General features: G+C 72.1%; 13 protein-coding genes. 6 read left to right on the forward strand and 7 right to left on the reverse strand.

From position 1 onward, the window contains the following. The first annotated feature begins 345 nt into the window (after positions 1–345). Positions 346–990: a PhzF family phenazine biosynthesis protein gene (locus IE97_RS0134030; protein ID WP_030249515.1), complete on the forward strand. Its 645-nt coding sequence runs from the start codon at positions 346–348 to the stop codon at positions 988–990. 21 nt (positions 991–1,011) lie between these two features. Here IE97_RS0134030 and IE97_RS0134035 read toward each other — a convergent pair whose 3' ends face one another. Further along, positions 1,012–1,659: a heme oxygenase (biliverdin-producing) gene (locus tag IE97_RS0134035; RefSeq protein ID WP_030249518.1), complete on the reverse strand. Its 648-nt coding sequence runs from the start codon at positions 1,657–1,659 to the stop codon at positions 1,012–1,014. 121 nt (positions 1,660–1,780) lie between these two features. Continuing rightward, on the reverse strand, positions 1,781–2,638 hold the full coding sequence (gene map / locus IE97_RS0134040; RefSeq protein ID WP_030249523.1) for a type I methionyl aminopeptidase: 858 nt from the start codon (positions 2,636–2,638) through the stop codon (positions 1,781–1,783). A 58-nt stretch (positions 2,639–2,696) separates the two neighbouring features. On the opposite strand from map, the gene IE97_RS0134045 reads away from it, so the two are divergent. Continuing rightward, positions 2,697–2,927 carry a hypothetical protein gene (locus IE97_RS0134045; protein ID WP_030249528.1) on the forward strand — a complete coding sequence of 77 codons (231 nt, stop codon included), beginning with the start codon at positions 2,697–2,699 and terminating at the stop codon, positions 2,925–2,927. Between the two features lie 53 nt (positions 2,928–2,980). On the opposite strand, the gene IE97_RS0134050 is transcribed toward IE97_RS0134045, so the two are convergent. Then, on the reverse strand, positions 2,981–3,583 hold the full coding sequence (locus IE97_RS0134050) for a hypothetical protein (RefSeq protein WP_030249532.1): 603 nt from the start codon (positions 3,581–3,583) through the stop codon (positions 2,981–2,983). Positions 3,584–3,729: 146 nt separating this feature from the next. Between IE97_RS0134050 and npdG the strand changes: the two genes are divergently transcribed. After that, positions 3,730–4,449 (forward strand): NADPH-dependent F420 reductase, encoded by a 720-nt coding sequence (gene npdG / locus IE97_RS0134055; RefSeq protein WP_030249535.1) that lies wholly within the window; start codon positions 3,730–3,732, stop codon positions 4,447–4,449. A 74-nt stretch (positions 4,450–4,523) separates the two neighbouring features. Continuing rightward, on the forward strand, positions 4,524–4,703 hold the full coding sequence (locus IE97_RS0134060; protein WP_030249538.1) for a hypothetical protein: 180 nt from the start codon (positions 4,524–4,526) through the stop codon (positions 4,701–4,703). Positions 4,704–4,707: 4 nt separating this feature from the next. Here the strand turns inward: IE97_RS0134060 and IE97_RS0134065 are convergent, their stop codons facing one another. Next, positions 4,708–5,508, reverse strand: coding sequence for a site-2 protease family protein (locus IE97_RS0134065; protein ID WP_030249542.1), 801 nt, complete (start codon positions 5,506–5,508; stop codon positions 4,708–4,710). Positions 5,509–5,622: 114 nt separating this feature from the next. Between IE97_RS0134065 and IE97_RS0134070 the strand changes: the two genes are divergently transcribed. Further along, a complete protein-coding gene (locus tag IE97_RS0134070) occupies positions 5,623–6,342 on the forward strand; it encodes a DUF6578 domain-containing protein (protein ID WP_051705227.1) in 720 nt (239 codons plus the stop codon). Positions 6,343–6,465: 123 nt separating this feature from the next. Continuing rightward, positions 6,466–9,744 carry a BTAD domain-containing putative transcriptional regulator gene (locus IE97_RS0134075; RefSeq protein WP_030249549.1) on the forward strand — a complete coding sequence of 1,093 codons (3,279 nt, stop codon included), beginning with the start codon at positions 6,466–6,468 and terminating at the stop codon, positions 9,742–9,744. Positions 9,745–9,763: 19 nt separating this feature from the next. Here IE97_RS0134075 and IE97_RS0134080 read toward each other — a convergent pair whose 3' ends face one another. From IE97_RS0134080 to panB, 3 genes are all read right to left on the reverse strand, one after another. After that, the gene (locus IE97_RS0134080) at positions 9,764–10,585 is read right to left on the reverse strand and encodes an ABC transporter permease (RefSeq protein WP_030249553.1); all 822 of its coding nucleotides are present in this window, start codon (positions 10,583–10,585) and stop codon (positions 9,764–9,766) included. Further along, complete coding sequence (locus IE97_RS0134085) at positions 10,582–11,601, reverse strand: ATP-binding cassette domain-containing protein (RefSeq protein WP_030249557.1); 1,020 nt, start codon at positions 11,599–11,601, stop codon at positions 10,582–10,584. The genes IE97_RS0134080 and IE97_RS0134085 overlap by 4 nt, the downstream gene beginning before the upstream one ends. A gap of 235 nt (positions 11,602–11,836) precedes the next feature. Next, positions 11,837–12,712, reverse strand: a complete 876-nt coding sequence (gene panB, locus IE97_RS0134090; protein WP_030249561.1) for a 3-methyl-2-oxobutanoate hydroxymethyltransferase — start codon at positions 12,710–12,712, stop codon at positions 11,837–11,839. Between the last annotated feature and the right edge of the window lie 193 nt (positions 12,713–12,905).

A 12,905-nucleotide genomic window follows, 5' to 3' on the forward strand; every position in this document is an offset into this window, starting at 1 on the left:
GTGTCCGTCCTCGGAACGGCGCGATGGGGTCGGAGACCGATTGACGGTCCGTTGACGCGCCAACCAGCTGCGGGCGGACACCCCCCGACACGTCCCCTTCCGTGCGACGGCGGCTGCGGGTGCGGGGGCGGGCCGCCGATCCGCCTAGCTGCGGGCAGTCGTGCCGCTGGGGCGATGGGGGTCCCCCCTGCTCGAGCGAAGCCGAGAGCTTGGGGGAGGGGCTCGGCTGTCGGGGGCCGGAGTTGTCGTCGGCCGGCGAATGTCCGAGGCCCGTCGGATCCTTGAGCGACCTACACCGACCGGCCTGCGACGCACCGGCCGCCCGGGCGATGCTTGAATGCCCCAGTGACGGACTATGACGTGCTGCGCGTCTTCTGCGGGCCCAACGGCGGATACGGCAACGAACTCGGGGTCGTTCGCGACGGTTCGGTGCTGCCCGAGCGGAGCGAGCGACAGGCGTTCGCCGCCAAGCTCGGGTTCAGCGAGACCGTGTTCGTCGACGACCCCGAGCGGGGCGTGATCGACATCTACACGCCGACCCTGCGGCTGCCCTTCGCCGGGCATCCCTGTGTCGGGACGGCGTGGCTGCTCGACGTGCCCGAGCTGGTCACGCCGGCCGGCGAGGTCGGGGCGCGGCAGGACGGGGAGTTCTGCTGGATCGAGGCGCGGGCGGAGTGGGTGCCGCCGCGGACCCTGCGGCAGTTCGGCAGTGCCGCCGAGGTCGACGATCTGGACGTGCCGCCGCCGGGGGAGTGGGTGTACGCCTGGGCCTGGGAGGACGAGCCCGCCGGGCGGGTGCGGGCCCGGGCGTTCCCCGGACGCGGCGACGGGATCGACGAGGACGAGGCGACCGGGGCGGCGGCCCTGCTGCTCACCGACCGGCTGGGCCGGGCCCTCAACATCACCCAGGGGGCGGGCTCCCAGATCCTCACCGCGCCGCAGCCGGGCGGATGGACCGAGGTGGGTGGCCGGGTCCACCTCGAACGCTGAACCACGGGGCGGGGCCCCGGCTCAGGCCGACAGCGGGAACTCCTCGCCCAGCGCGCGGAACACCGCGTTGTTCAGCGCGTACGCCCGCTCGCACTCGGCCACGATCCGCTGCCGCTCCAGCTCGTCGCCGGGCACCGCGTCCAGCCGTTCGTGGTAACTGCGCTTGTAGGCGGCCGGGTTGGGGATCTGCTCGAAGACGTAGAACCTGACCCCGTCGCCCTTCCTCGGGAAACCCCACGCCTTCTTGGCGGTGTCGCGGATGATCTGCCCACCGGAGAGGTCGCCGAGGTAGCGGGTGTAGTGGTGGGCGACGTAGCCGGCCGGCCAGGTGCGGGCGCACTCGGTGATCCGGCGCGCGTACTCCAGCGTGGCGGGCACTGCGCTGATGCCCGAGCGCCAGTCCGGCCCGCGCAGGTGCTCCAGGTCCCGCTCCAGCGAGGTCATGCGGAACAGCTCAGGGCGGACGAAGGGGCCGGCCACCGGGTCCGCCGCCAGGCGCTCCGTGCCGGACTCCAGCGCCGCGTACACGAACCACAGCTGCTCCGTGTAGCGCGCGAACGCGTCGACCCCCAGTCTGTGCGCCAGCAGATCGCTCATGAACGCCGAGCCCCTGATCTCCTGGTGCTGCTCACGGGAAGCGGTCCGAAGGAGGGTCGAGAAGGATTCCATGGCCCACTTCCCCTGCTTACCGACGTTGTGTCGGTAAAACGCTACTCCGGTGCAGGGCGGGGCGCCATGGGGAAGGCCCGCCCTCCGAGGAGAGCGGGCCGTGGGCGGGGTGACCGTGGCGCTACGGAAGGGTGAGGATCTCGGCCCCCGTGTCCGTCACCACCAGCGTGTGCTCGAACTGGGCGGTCCGCCTGCGGTCCTTCGTCACGACCGTCCAGCCGTCGTCCCACATGTCGTACTCGTGCGTCCCGAGCGTCAGCATCGGCTCGATCGTGAACGTCATCCCGGGCTGGATGACGGTCGTGGCGTGCGGGCTGTCGTAGTGCGGGATGATCAGGCCCGAGTGGAACGACGAGTTGATGCCGTGGCCCGTGAAGTCCCGCACCACGCCGTAGCCGAACCGCTTGGCGTACGACTCGATGACCCGGCCGATGATGTTGATCTGCCGGCCCGGCCTGACCGCCTTGATCGCCCGGTTGAGGGACTCCCGGGTCCGCTCCACCAGCAGCCGCGACTCCTCGTCGACGTCACCGACGAGGTAGGTGGCGTTGTTGTCGCCGTGTACGCCGCCGATGTACGCCGTGACGTCGAGGTTGACGATGTCTCCGTCGCGCAGGACCGTCGAGTCCGGGATGCCGTGGCAGATGACCTCGTTGACCGACGTGCACAGCGACTTCGGGAAGCCCCGGTAGCCGAGCGTCGAGGGGTAGGCGCCGTGGTCGCACATGTACTCGTGCGCCACCTTGTCCAGCTCGTCCGTGGTCACGCCGGGCGCGATCAGCTTCGCGGCCTCCGCCATCGCCCGGGCGGCGATCCGGCCGGCGACCCGCATCGCCTCGATCGTCTCGGGCGTCTGCACCTCCGGTCCGGTGTACGGCGTCGGCGCGGGCTTGCCGACGTACTCGGGGCGACGGATGTTTCCGGGCACGGAACGGGTGGGGGACAGTTCCCCGGGGACGAGCAGCGACTGGCCAGACATGCCAGCGAGTCTAACCAGCGGCCACGGGGGAACATGTCGATGGCGAGAGGAGCTGGTCATGGCCCTGTTCAAGAAGCGCACGGTCGGCAAGCCGGGTGAGTGGTACTACTGCCTGGAGCACAAGAAGGTCGAGGAGGGGCCGGAATGCCCCAACAAGGACCGCTTCGGCCCGTACGCGAGCCGTACCGAGGCCGAACACGCGATGGAGACCGCCCGCGAACGCAACCTCCAGTGGGAGAACGACCCCAAGTGGCACGACGCCCCGGCGGGCGGTCGGAACGAGGAGTAGGCGTACCCGTGCGGCCGTGACGTTCACGCGGCCGCACGGGTACGAAACCGGCCCTACCAGCGCGCGGGCGGTGGGGCCGTCAGGTGTTCCGCCAGTCTCCGCACCCTGTCCCGAAAGCGGCGCCGGCCACGGGGAGCCGGCAGGGAATTCTCCCCGGCCGCCGCGCTGACCAGATGCTGCACCGTGTCCAGGTCCAGCTCCGAGCCGTCGGGAACGGCCAGACACTCGTGGGCCAACGCCGGCAGCTCCCCCTCCCCGGGGCCGAGAGAGAGCACCGTCGCCCCGGCGCGCCGGGCGTCGGACACCCGTTCAAGGAGCGGCGCGGCCGGTCCCTCCGGGGACACCACCAGCAGCGTCTCACCCCGCCGCGCCGCCTCGAGCCGGCCGAGACCGACCGCCAGGTGCGCCGGATCCGAAGGGCGCGCGTCATGCCGTACCAGCGTCGGGGCCAGCTCCGGCGTGCCCGACCACGCGGCCTCGTCCACCAGGTGTGCCGCCAGGTGCCACGGCTCGAACGCCGGCGTGCCGACGAGCAGCAGACCGCCCCCGTGCGACACCACCGACCCCCGCAGCGCGCCGGCGAACCGCCGCGTGGACCCCAGCCACTCCGTCCCGGCGAGCACTTCCCTCAACAGCGCCACCCGTACCGCGTCCATGCGACCGCATCCTGCCCCGGCCGGTCACCCGTGAGGCGGAATTCACCCCGCATTCGCCCGGCTCGGGCAGAGTGACCGGTCATCCGTACCGCTGTCGAACGGCAGTCGGAATCCAGCGGGTTCCAAGCGGCCGTAGAGTCGGGGCCATGACCTCTACCGACAGTGCTGCCACCGACAACGCCCAGAAGGCCCCCGCCAAGGACCCCTGGGACCTGCCCGACGTCTCCGGACTCGTCGTCGGGGTGCTCGGCGGGACCGGGCCGCAGGGCAAGGGCCTCGCCTACCGGCTCGCCAAGGCCGGCCAGAAGGTGATCATCGGCTCGCGGGCGGCCGAGCGCGCTCAGGCCGCCGCGGAGGAGCTCGGACACGGTGTCGAGGGCGCGGGCAACGCCGAGACGGCGCGCCGCAGCGACATCGTGATCGTCGCGGTGCCGTGGGACGGCCACGGCAAGACCCTCGAGTCCCTGCGCGAGGAACTGGCGGGCAAGCTCGTCGTCGACTGCGTCAATCCGCTCGGCTTCGACAAGAAGGGCGCCTACGCGCTGAAGCCGGAGGAGGGCAGCGCCGCCGAGCAGGCCGCCGCCCTGCTGCCGGACTCCCGGGTCACGGCCGCCTTCCACCACCTGTCGGCCGTGCTGCTCCAGGACCCGGAGATCGACGAGATCGACACGGACGTGATGGTGCTCGGCGAGGTCCGCGCCGACGTCGAGATCGTCCAGGCCCTCGCCGGGCGCATCCCCGGCATGCGCGGCATCTTCGCCGGGCGGCTGCGCAACGCCCACCAGGTGGAGTCGCTGGTGGCGAACCTGATCTCGGTGAACCGCCGGTACAAGGCGCACGCGGGGCTCCGCGTGACCGACGTGTGAGCCGGTGACGCGGATGGGGGACACTGGACGGCACAAGCAGTGCCAGCAGTGTCCCCCGACAGGAGTCGACCGAAATGCCCCGCCTCGCCGTCTATGCCCTGATCGTCTGCGTCCTGTCCGTGACCGCGGCCGTGGTCTCCTTCGTGCAGGGCAGCTGGCTGGGGATCGTCTGGGTGCTGCTCGCCGGACTGTCGTCCAACATGACCTGGTACTACGTCAAGCGCGGCAGGGCCCGGAAGTCGGTCACGGGCTGACCCGTCAGGGGGCTGCCGAGCAGAACTCGTCCGAGCCCTGCCAGAAGCGGTACAGCCCCTGACCGCAGTAGGTGTCGAAGTCGCTGATCCCGAGCGACTTCAGGATCGCGTCGATCACGTCGAAGAACACGCCGTTCACCGCCGGCAGCCACAGCAGCGCGAACACGAACAGCAGGCCGAACGGCGCGAACGGCTCCACCTGCCGCCGGATCTTGTACGACAGCCAGGGCTCGATCACGCCGTAGCCGTCCAGGCCTGGTATAGGCAGGAAGTTCAGCAGCGCGGCCGACACCTGGAGCAGGGCGAGGAACGCCAGGGCGAAGCGGAAGTCGGACGGCACCCCGTCCAGGGTGTCCAGCCAGAACGGCGCCGTGCAGACGACCGCGAACAGCACGTTCGTCAGCGGACCCGCGGCCGAGATCAGGCTGTGCTTCCAGCGGCCCCGGATCCGCCCGTGCTCGATGAACACCGCGCCGCCGGGCAGGCCGATCCCACCCATGATCACGAAGAGCACCGGCAGCACGATGCTGAGCAGCGCGTGCGTGTACTTCAGCGGGTTCAGGGTCAGGTACCCCTTCGCCCCCACCGAGATGTCCCCGCTGTGCAGGGCGGTGCGCGCGTGCGCGTACTCGTGCAGGCAGAGCGAGACGATCCAGGCCGCCGTCACGAAGAGGAACACGGCGACCCCGGGCTGCTCCGCGAACCCGGTCCAGGTCGCCCACCCGGTGACCGCCGTCACGGCCAGGATCCCGATGAACACGGGACTGATCCGCCGCTCGCTGTGGCGGCTGGTGGCGGTGGTCATGGAACTCCCTGCACTCTCGGACACGCGACGGGGACGGAACGGGACGGCCCGACGGTACCGGGCGCAGGGGGAAAACGTCTCGCGCGGGGCGGCCGGTTCCGGGAGGGTGGGGGCATGGGGCTCTGGCACGTGATCTACGAGGACTGGCAGATGGAGTGCTGCGGCACCCCGTTCGGGGTGGGGGACGAGGTGAGCTGGCCCCTGCTGCTCGAGGACGCGGACCAGGCGTTCGGCGGTGGCTGGCACGACCAGCTCACCGAGGTCGCCGGGCAGGTGGAGGAGGCGGGCGGCGTCCGCCTGCTGCGCGAGGAGACGGGACTCACCCTCGCCGTGGGGGCGGACCTCGACGACGAGGAGGACCGACGCCCGAAGCCGGGCGACTGGTTCCGTTCCGTCGGCCTGCTCTCCGTCGAACGGCACGGCGCGGTCTGGCCCGAGACCGTCGGGCGGGTGCGGGCCGTCCAGGTGCTGACCCAGGCCTACGACCAGAGCGTCCCGGGTTCACGGACCTGGTACCCGGTGGCGGGGAAACGCCGGATGCGGCTGGTGGACCGATGCCCCGAGTGGTTCGCCGACGGCGGTGCAGCGGACCGGGGACGGTGCTGGAGGGAGGCGGGCGTGGTGGTGACCCTGGAGGTACCGCACACGGATTCGAGGCTCTCCCACGCCGTCCGCGAGGCCCGGGGCATCACGCGGCAGGGCAGCGAACCAGGCGCGGAGACGAAGGGACTCCCGGAGGCGGACCTGACGGTGCTGCTGGAGGGCCTGAGCACGGCTGCCGTTCCGGCGGGCAGCCCGGGGCGGCCGGCCCGGCGGAGTGGCCGGCGTGCGTGAACGCTGTCGTCGGAGCGGTCCGGCCGCGTCCGGCGCTTCCGGAGACCCGAGCACGCCTGCTCCACCCCGTGAACCCCGCCGCGCCGTCAACTGCCGTGCCCCGGCCTCGTATCACCGGAGACAATGGACCCCGTGCGCTATCGCATCCTCGGCACCACACAGGCACTCCGCACCGACGGCACGGTCGTCCCGGTGGGCGGGGCGCGGCTGCGTGCGCTGCTGACCGTGCTGGCTCTGCGGGCCGGTCGTACCGTGCCCGCGGGGATGCTCGTCGACGAGGTGTGGGGCGGGGAGCCGCCCGCCGACGCGCCGGGCGCGCTGCAGGCGCTTGTCGGGCGGTTGCGGCGGGCGCTCGGGGCGGACGCCGTGGCCTCGGCGGAGGGCGGGTACCGGCTCACGGCCGTGCCCGACGACATCGACGTGCACCGGTTCGAGCGGCTGGCCGATGAAGGGGTGCGGGCCCTGGCCGACGGCGACCCCGCCAAGGCCGCCGTGGTGCTCGACGACGCCCTCGCGCTGTGGCGCGGACCGGCCCTCGCCGACCTCCCCGACCGCACCGCCGAGGCAGCCCGCTGGGACACCCGCCGCCTGGACGTGCTGCGCGCCCGCCACGGCGCCGCCCTCGCCCTGGGCCGGGCCGAGCAGTCCGTTCCCGAGCTGACCGCCCTGTGCGACAGCCACCCCCTGGACGAACCCCTTCAGACTCTCCGTCTGCGCGCCCTGCGCGACGCCGGACGCACCGCGGAGGCACTGGACGCCTACGAGGACGTCCGGCGGCTGCTCGCCGACCGGCTCGGCACCGACCCCGGGCCGGAACTGCGCTTACTGCACGCGGAGTTGCTGAGACCGGGCGACAGCCCTGTGCCCGCCCGCGGCAGCGGGGCACCGCCCGTCGGCAATCTCCGCGCCCGGCTCACCTCCTTCATCGGCCGCGAGGCCGACATCGAGACCATCCGGGGCGATCTCGCCACCGCCCGGCTCGTGACGCTGCTCGGACCCGGTGGGTCCGGCAAGACACGGCTGTCGCAGGAGGCCGCCGAGGCCGTGCGTCCCTCCATGCCGGACGGCGTCTGGCTGGCCGAACTCGCCCCGGTCGAGGACCCCGCCGCCGTACCGGAGGCCGTGCTGACCGCCGTCGGTGCCCGCGAGACCGTGCTGTACGGCGCCGGCGCCGAGGAGATGCGGGCCGCCGCCGACCACCGTCACGACGACCCCTTCGAACGCCTCGTCGAGCACTTCGGCAGAAGCCGCATCCTGCTCATCCTCGACAACTGCGAGCATGTGGTCGACGCGGCGGCCCGGCTCGCCGAGGAACTGCTCGCCCGCTGCCCGGGCCTGACCGTCCTCGCCACCAGCCGCGAACCCCTCGGCGTACCGGGGGAATCGCTGCGCCCGGTGGAACCGCTGCCCGAACCGCAGGCGCTGCGGCTGCTCGCCGACCGGGGCGCGGCCGCCCGCCCCGACTTCCGGACCGACGCCGACGAAGAGACCGCGGCGGCCTGTGCCGAGATCTGCCGGCGGCTGGACGGCCTGCCCCTCGCCATCGAGCTCGCCGCCGCCCGCCTCCGCATGCTGACACCCCGCCAGATCGCCGACCGGCTCGATGACCGATTCCGCCTCCTCACCTCCGGCAACCGCACCGTCCTGCCCCGCCAGCAGACCCTGCGCGCGGTCGTCGACTGGTCCTGGGACCTGCTCGACGACGACGAACGCGACGTCCTGCGCCGCCTGTCGGTCTTCGCCGGCGGGTGTGACCTCGCCGCCGCCGAGGCCGTGTGCGGCCCCGTCGCCCTGGAGGCGCTCGGCTCGCTCGTCGACAGGTCCCTGGTCGTGGCAGGCCCGTCCGGTGCCGGCGGGATGCGCTACCGGCTCCTGGAGACCGTCGCCGAGTACGCGGGCGAGCGGCTCGACGAGGCCGGGCAGCGGGCGGACGCCGAGCGCGCGCACCTGACGTACTACCGCGAACTCGCCCGCACCACCGACCCGTTGCTGCGCGGCCCCGATCAGCTCACCGCCGTCCGGCGGCTGGAGCTCGAGTACGAGAACCTGCGCACCGCCCTGCGCCACGCCGTCGCCGGCCGTGACGAGCAGGAGGCGCTGTGCCTGGTGCTCTCGCTGGCCCGCTACTGGCAGATGCGTGACCTGCGCATCGAGGCCCGCAACTGGTGCCGCGAGGTCATGTCCCTCGGCCCCGACCCCTTCGCCGAGCCGGTCCGCCGCGCCGCCCCCGTGTGGGAGCGGTGCACCGCGGCGCCGCCGATGACCGGCGAGACCCTCTGGGAGGCTCGGCGTGGCGTCCACCTCGCCCACGTCGCCTGCATGGACACGGAGCTGGACGCCTGGCAGAACCCGCGGGCGCAGCGCAAGCTGCGGATCATCACCGAGGCGTACGAGCCCGGGCTGCCGCAGACCTGCCGCAGCCCCGGCATCTTCTGGTTCTACGCCGTGATGCTGACCGGCGGCATCGAACGGCTGCGCGGCATCGCCGACGCCTCGGTCGAGACCTGCCGCAAGACGCCCGGATACGACTGGGAGCTCGCCTTCTGCCTGCAACTGCGTGCCAACCTGATGGCGAACCGCACCGACTGGGCGGGCGACGCGACCCGTGACGCCGACGAGTCGCTGGCGATCTACCGGCGTCTCGGCGACATCTGGGGCACCGCCGAGGCGCTCTCCGCGCGCGGCGAGGCCCGCGAGCACAGGGGCGAGTACGTCCTCGCCGCCGCCGACTACGAGGCGGCGATCGAACACGCCGAACGCCTCGGAGCCCGCGCCCATCAGGCGGTGCTCGCCGCCCGCCTGGGTGCTGTCCTGCTGCAGGCGGGCGAGCCCGAGCGGGGCGAGCGAATGCTGCGGGACGTGATCGCGCAACAGCACAGCCCGGGCAGCGGCGCCATGCCCGCCGCCCGGCACTTCCTCGCCGGCTGGCTCGGCATGACCGGCCGGACCGCCGAGGCGCGGGAACAACTGCGGCTGCTGCGCGAGGACTTCCAGATCGCCCACTTCGTCGTCTTCGACGCGTTCATCCTCAGCGCGGAGGCCTGGCTGGACGCGCTCGACGGCCGCCACCAGGAGGGCCTGGACAAGATCCGGCAGGCGCTGGAGAGGGCCGAAGACCCCTTGTCCGAGGTCATCGCCCCGCACATGCGCTCCGCGTACCTGGTCATCGCCGCGATGTCCCTCGCCCGCGTCGACGGCGGACGCCGGGCCCGGGACGCCGCCCGGTGCATCGGCGCCGCCGACGCGATGCTGCCGCCGACCCGTGTCACGGTGGGCTTCGAGCGGGAGGTCCACCGCCAGGCCGTCGAGCGGGCGCGGGCGGCGCTCGGAGCGGATGAGTACGAGGCCGCGTGCGCGGAGGGCGCCGGCCTCTCCCTCGAGGAGGCCGTCGCCCTCGTGTGACGCGCACCGGCGGCGCCCGTCAGCTCTTGGTCCGGAACTTGTGGATCGCGACGGGCGCCATCACCGCCGTGATCGCCACCGACCAGCCGAGCGTCACCCACAGGTCGTGCGCGACCGGCCCGCCCACCATCAGACCGCGCGCCGCGTCCGCCAGCGTCGACAGCGGGTTGTAGTCGGTGAACGCCTGCAGCCAGCCCGGCATCGACGTCGTCGGCGCGAAGATCGACGAGCCGAACTGGAGCGGGAACAGCACCAGGAAACCCATCGCCTGCACGGACTGCGCGCTCTTCATGATCACACCCAGGGTGATGAACACCCACATGATCGACGAGGCGAACGCGGTGGACAGGGCCACGGTCGCGAACAGCCCGGGCCAGTTGGTGATGTCGAAACCGACTGCCACGGAGACGATCATCAGCACGGCGGTCGCGAACAGCATCCGCAGCAGCTCCACCGAGATCTTCGCGAACAGCACCGAACCGCGCCCGATCGGCAGGGACCGGAAACGGTCCATGACACCGGAGTTGAAGTCCTGGCTGAAGCCGGTGCCGACGCCCTGGGACAGCGTCATGCTCATCATCGCGATCATGCCGGGGATCACGTACTGCACGTACTGGTCCTGGCCGCCGCCCAGCGCCTGCCCGATCGAGCCGCCGAACACGAACACGAACAGCAGGGTGAAGATGACCGGCATCAGCAGCGCGTCGGCCATCGACTCCGGGTCCTGACGGATCCACAGCAGGTTGCGGCGGACGAGCGCGCCGGTGTGCCGCAGGTGCCCGCGCAGCGAGATGCGGGCGTCGTCGGTGGCGGCGGGGGTGGAAAGGGTGGTGGCGCTCATACGGCGACCTCCTCGCGGTCCTGGGCGGGCACGGTGTCCTGCGGGGTACTGGCCCGGTGGCCGGTGAGGGACAGGAACACCTCGTCCAGGCTGGGCAGTTCGGTGGTGATGGCGGCGAGCGTGACGCCACGGGCGGTGAGGGCGCCCACGACGGCCGTCAGTTGCTCGTCGCTGAGGATCGGTACGAGGAGGGTGCCGGTGTCGGTGTCCACCGTGGTGGACGCGAGCCCGGTGAGGCCGAGATCGTCGAGGTGCCCGGCCAGCGGCCGCAGCTGCGTGGCCTCGGCCGGCCGGATCCGCAGCGTCCGCCCGCCGACCTTGGCCTTGAGTTCGTCGATCCGCCCGTCAGCGACGACCCTGCCCCGGTCCACGACGGTCAGCTCCGAGGCGAGCTGCTCGGCCTCCTCCATGTACTGCGTGGTCAGCAGCACGGTCACGCCGTCCCCGACCATGGCCTTGACCTCGTCCCACACCTCGTTGCGGGTACGGGGGTCGAGCCCGGTGGTCGGCTCGTCGAGGAAGAGGACGGCCGGCCGGCCGATCATCGAGGCGGCCAGGTCGAGCCGCCGCCGCATACCGCCGGAGTACGTGGCGGCGGGTCGCTTCGCGGCCTCCGTCAGCGAGAACCGCTCCAGCAGCTCGTCCGCACGCGCACGTGCCTCCTTGCGGGGCAGGTCGAGCAGCCGCCCGATCATGTACAGGTTCTCCCAGCCGGGCAGCTTCTCGTCGACGGAGGCGTACTGCCCGGTGAGCCCTATCACCCGCCGCAGCTGCCGCGGCTGCCGTGCGACGTCGTACCCGGCCACGGCCGCCTGTCCCGAGTCGGCCTTCAGCAGGGTGGACAGGATCCGCACCAGGGTGGTCTTCCCGGCCCCGTTCGGCCCGAGCACCCCCATCACGGTGCCCTCCCGCACGTCCAGGTCGACCCCGTCCAGCGCCTTGGTCTCCCCGTAGTGCTTCACCAGCCCCCGCACGGTGACAGCGGCGCCGCCGGTTCGTGTGTCGATTCGCGTCATGTGGCAGACGGTCTCAGGGCCCACCGACAAATCACCGACAAGCCACCGACAAGCCCCGGACATCCCGCCGACGACCACCGCAACCATCAATTGACGAGCACCGCAACCATCAATTGAGCAACCACGACGGCGAGAACCACCTCCGCGAGAGCGGCGCCGGCTTAGGCGCAAGAAAGGGCGACGGCCCGCCGACGGGGGAAGATCGGCGGGCCGTCCGGGATGGTGCGGCAATGGCTCAGTGCACCGAGTGCTCCTCCTGCGGGAACGTTCCGCCGACAACCTCGTCGGCGAAGGCCTTCACCGCGTTCCCCATGACCTCACGCAGATTCGCGTACTGCTTCACGAACTTCGGCACCCGCCCGCCGGTCAGACCGAGCATGTCTGTCCAGACCAGCACCTGCGCGTCCGTCTCGGGGCCTGCCCCGATCCCCACGGTCGGAATGTGCAGCACCCGCGTCACCTCGGCCGCCAGCTCCGCCGGCACCAGTTCCAGCACCACGGCGAACGCACCCGCGTCCTGCACGGCCTTCGCGTCGCGCAGCAGCTGCTGGGCCGCCTCCTCGCCCCGACCCTGCACGCGGTAGCCCATCGCGTTGACGGACTGCGGGGTCAGCCCGATGTGCGCCATGACCGGGATGCCGGACTCGACGAGCAGCCGGATCTGCTCGTGCGACCGCTCGCCCCCCTCCAGCTTCACGGCCTGCACGCCCGCCTCCTTCACCAGCCGGGTCGCCGAGCGCAGCGCCTGCACCGGACCCTCCTGGTAGGAGCCGAAGGGCAGGTCACCGACGATCAGGGCACGCGAGGTGCCCCGTACGACGGCCGCCGACAGCATGGTCATCTCGTCGAGGGTGACGGGCACGGTCGTCTCGTACCCGAGGTGGCAGTTGCCCGCCGAGTCGCCGACGAGCATGACCGGGATCCCGGCCTCGTCGAACACGGACGCGGTCATCGCGTCGTACGCGGTGAGCATGGGCCACTTCTCGCCGCGTTCCTTGGCGGCGGCGATGTCACGCACGGTGATACGGCGGGTGCCCTTGCCGCCGTACAGCGCCCTGCCGCCGTCGGAGGGCTTCTGCTGAGCAGTCTGGGCAGCCGGAAGCTGCGTCATGGCACGGCTCCTAACACGTCATCTCGAGGCGCCCTGACGGCGTCCCCGGACCACGTCCATGGTGGCACCTCGTGCCATCGACGGCTAGGGGAGCCCCTGTGAGTTCCGCCCGGCCCCGCCCCGGGCCGTCGCACGACCTGTTCGTCCGCTCCCCGACGACCTCGCGGCGCGGATCGCCGGCACCGTCCTCGAA

It is taken from the genome of Streptomyces sp. NRRL S-455 (genome assembly GCF_000717875.1).
Taxonomy (GTDB): domain Bacteria; phylum Actinomycetota; class Actinomycetes; order Streptomycetales; family Streptomycetaceae; genus Streptomyces.

Coding starts and splice junctions, on each gene's coding strand:
- npdG (WP_030249535.1), top strand. CDS start 3,730: ATGACCTCTACCGACAGTGCTGCCACCGACAACGCCCAGAAGGCCCCC.
- IE97_RS0134065 (WP_030249542.1), bottom strand. CDS start 5,508: ATGACCACCGCCACCAGCCGCCACAGCGAGCGGCGGATCAGTCCCGTG.
- map (WP_030249523.1), bottom strand. CDS start 2,638: ATGTCTGGCCAGTCGCTGCTCGTCCCCGGGGAACTGTCCCCCACCCGT.
- IE97_RS0134085 (WP_030249557.1), bottom strand. CDS start 11,601: ATGACGCGAATCGACACACGAACCGGCGGCGCCGCTGTCACCGTGCGG.
- panB (WP_030249561.1), bottom strand. CDS start 12,712: ATGACGCAGCTTCCGGCTGCCCAGACTGCTCAGCAGAAGCCCTCCGAC.
- IE97_RS0134060 (WP_030249538.1), top strand. CDS start 4,524: ATGCCCCGCCTCGCCGTCTATGCCCTGATCGTCTGCGTCCTGTCCGTG.
- IE97_RS0134075 (WP_030249549.1), top strand. CDS start 6,466: ATGGACCCCGTGCGCTATCGCATCCTCGGCACCACACAGGCACTCCGC.
- IE97_RS0134080 (WP_030249553.1), bottom strand. CDS start 10,585: ATGAGCGCCACCACCCTTTCCACCCCCGCCGCCACCGACGACGCCCGC.
- IE97_RS0134050 (WP_030249532.1), bottom strand. CDS start 3,583: ATGGACGCGGTACGGGTGGCGCTGTTGAGGGAAGTGCTCGCCGGGACG.
- IE97_RS0134035 (WP_030249518.1), bottom strand. CDS start 1,659: ATGGAATCCTTCTCGACCCTCCTTCGGACCGCTTCCCGTGAGCAGCAC.
- IE97_RS0134070 (WP_051705227.1), top strand. CDS start 5,623: ATGGGGCTCTGGCACGTGATCTACGAGGACTGGCAGATGGAGTGCTGC.
- IE97_RS0134045 (WP_030249528.1), top strand. CDS start 2,697: ATGGCCCTGTTCAAGAAGCGCACGGTCGGCAAGCCGGGTGAGTGGTAC.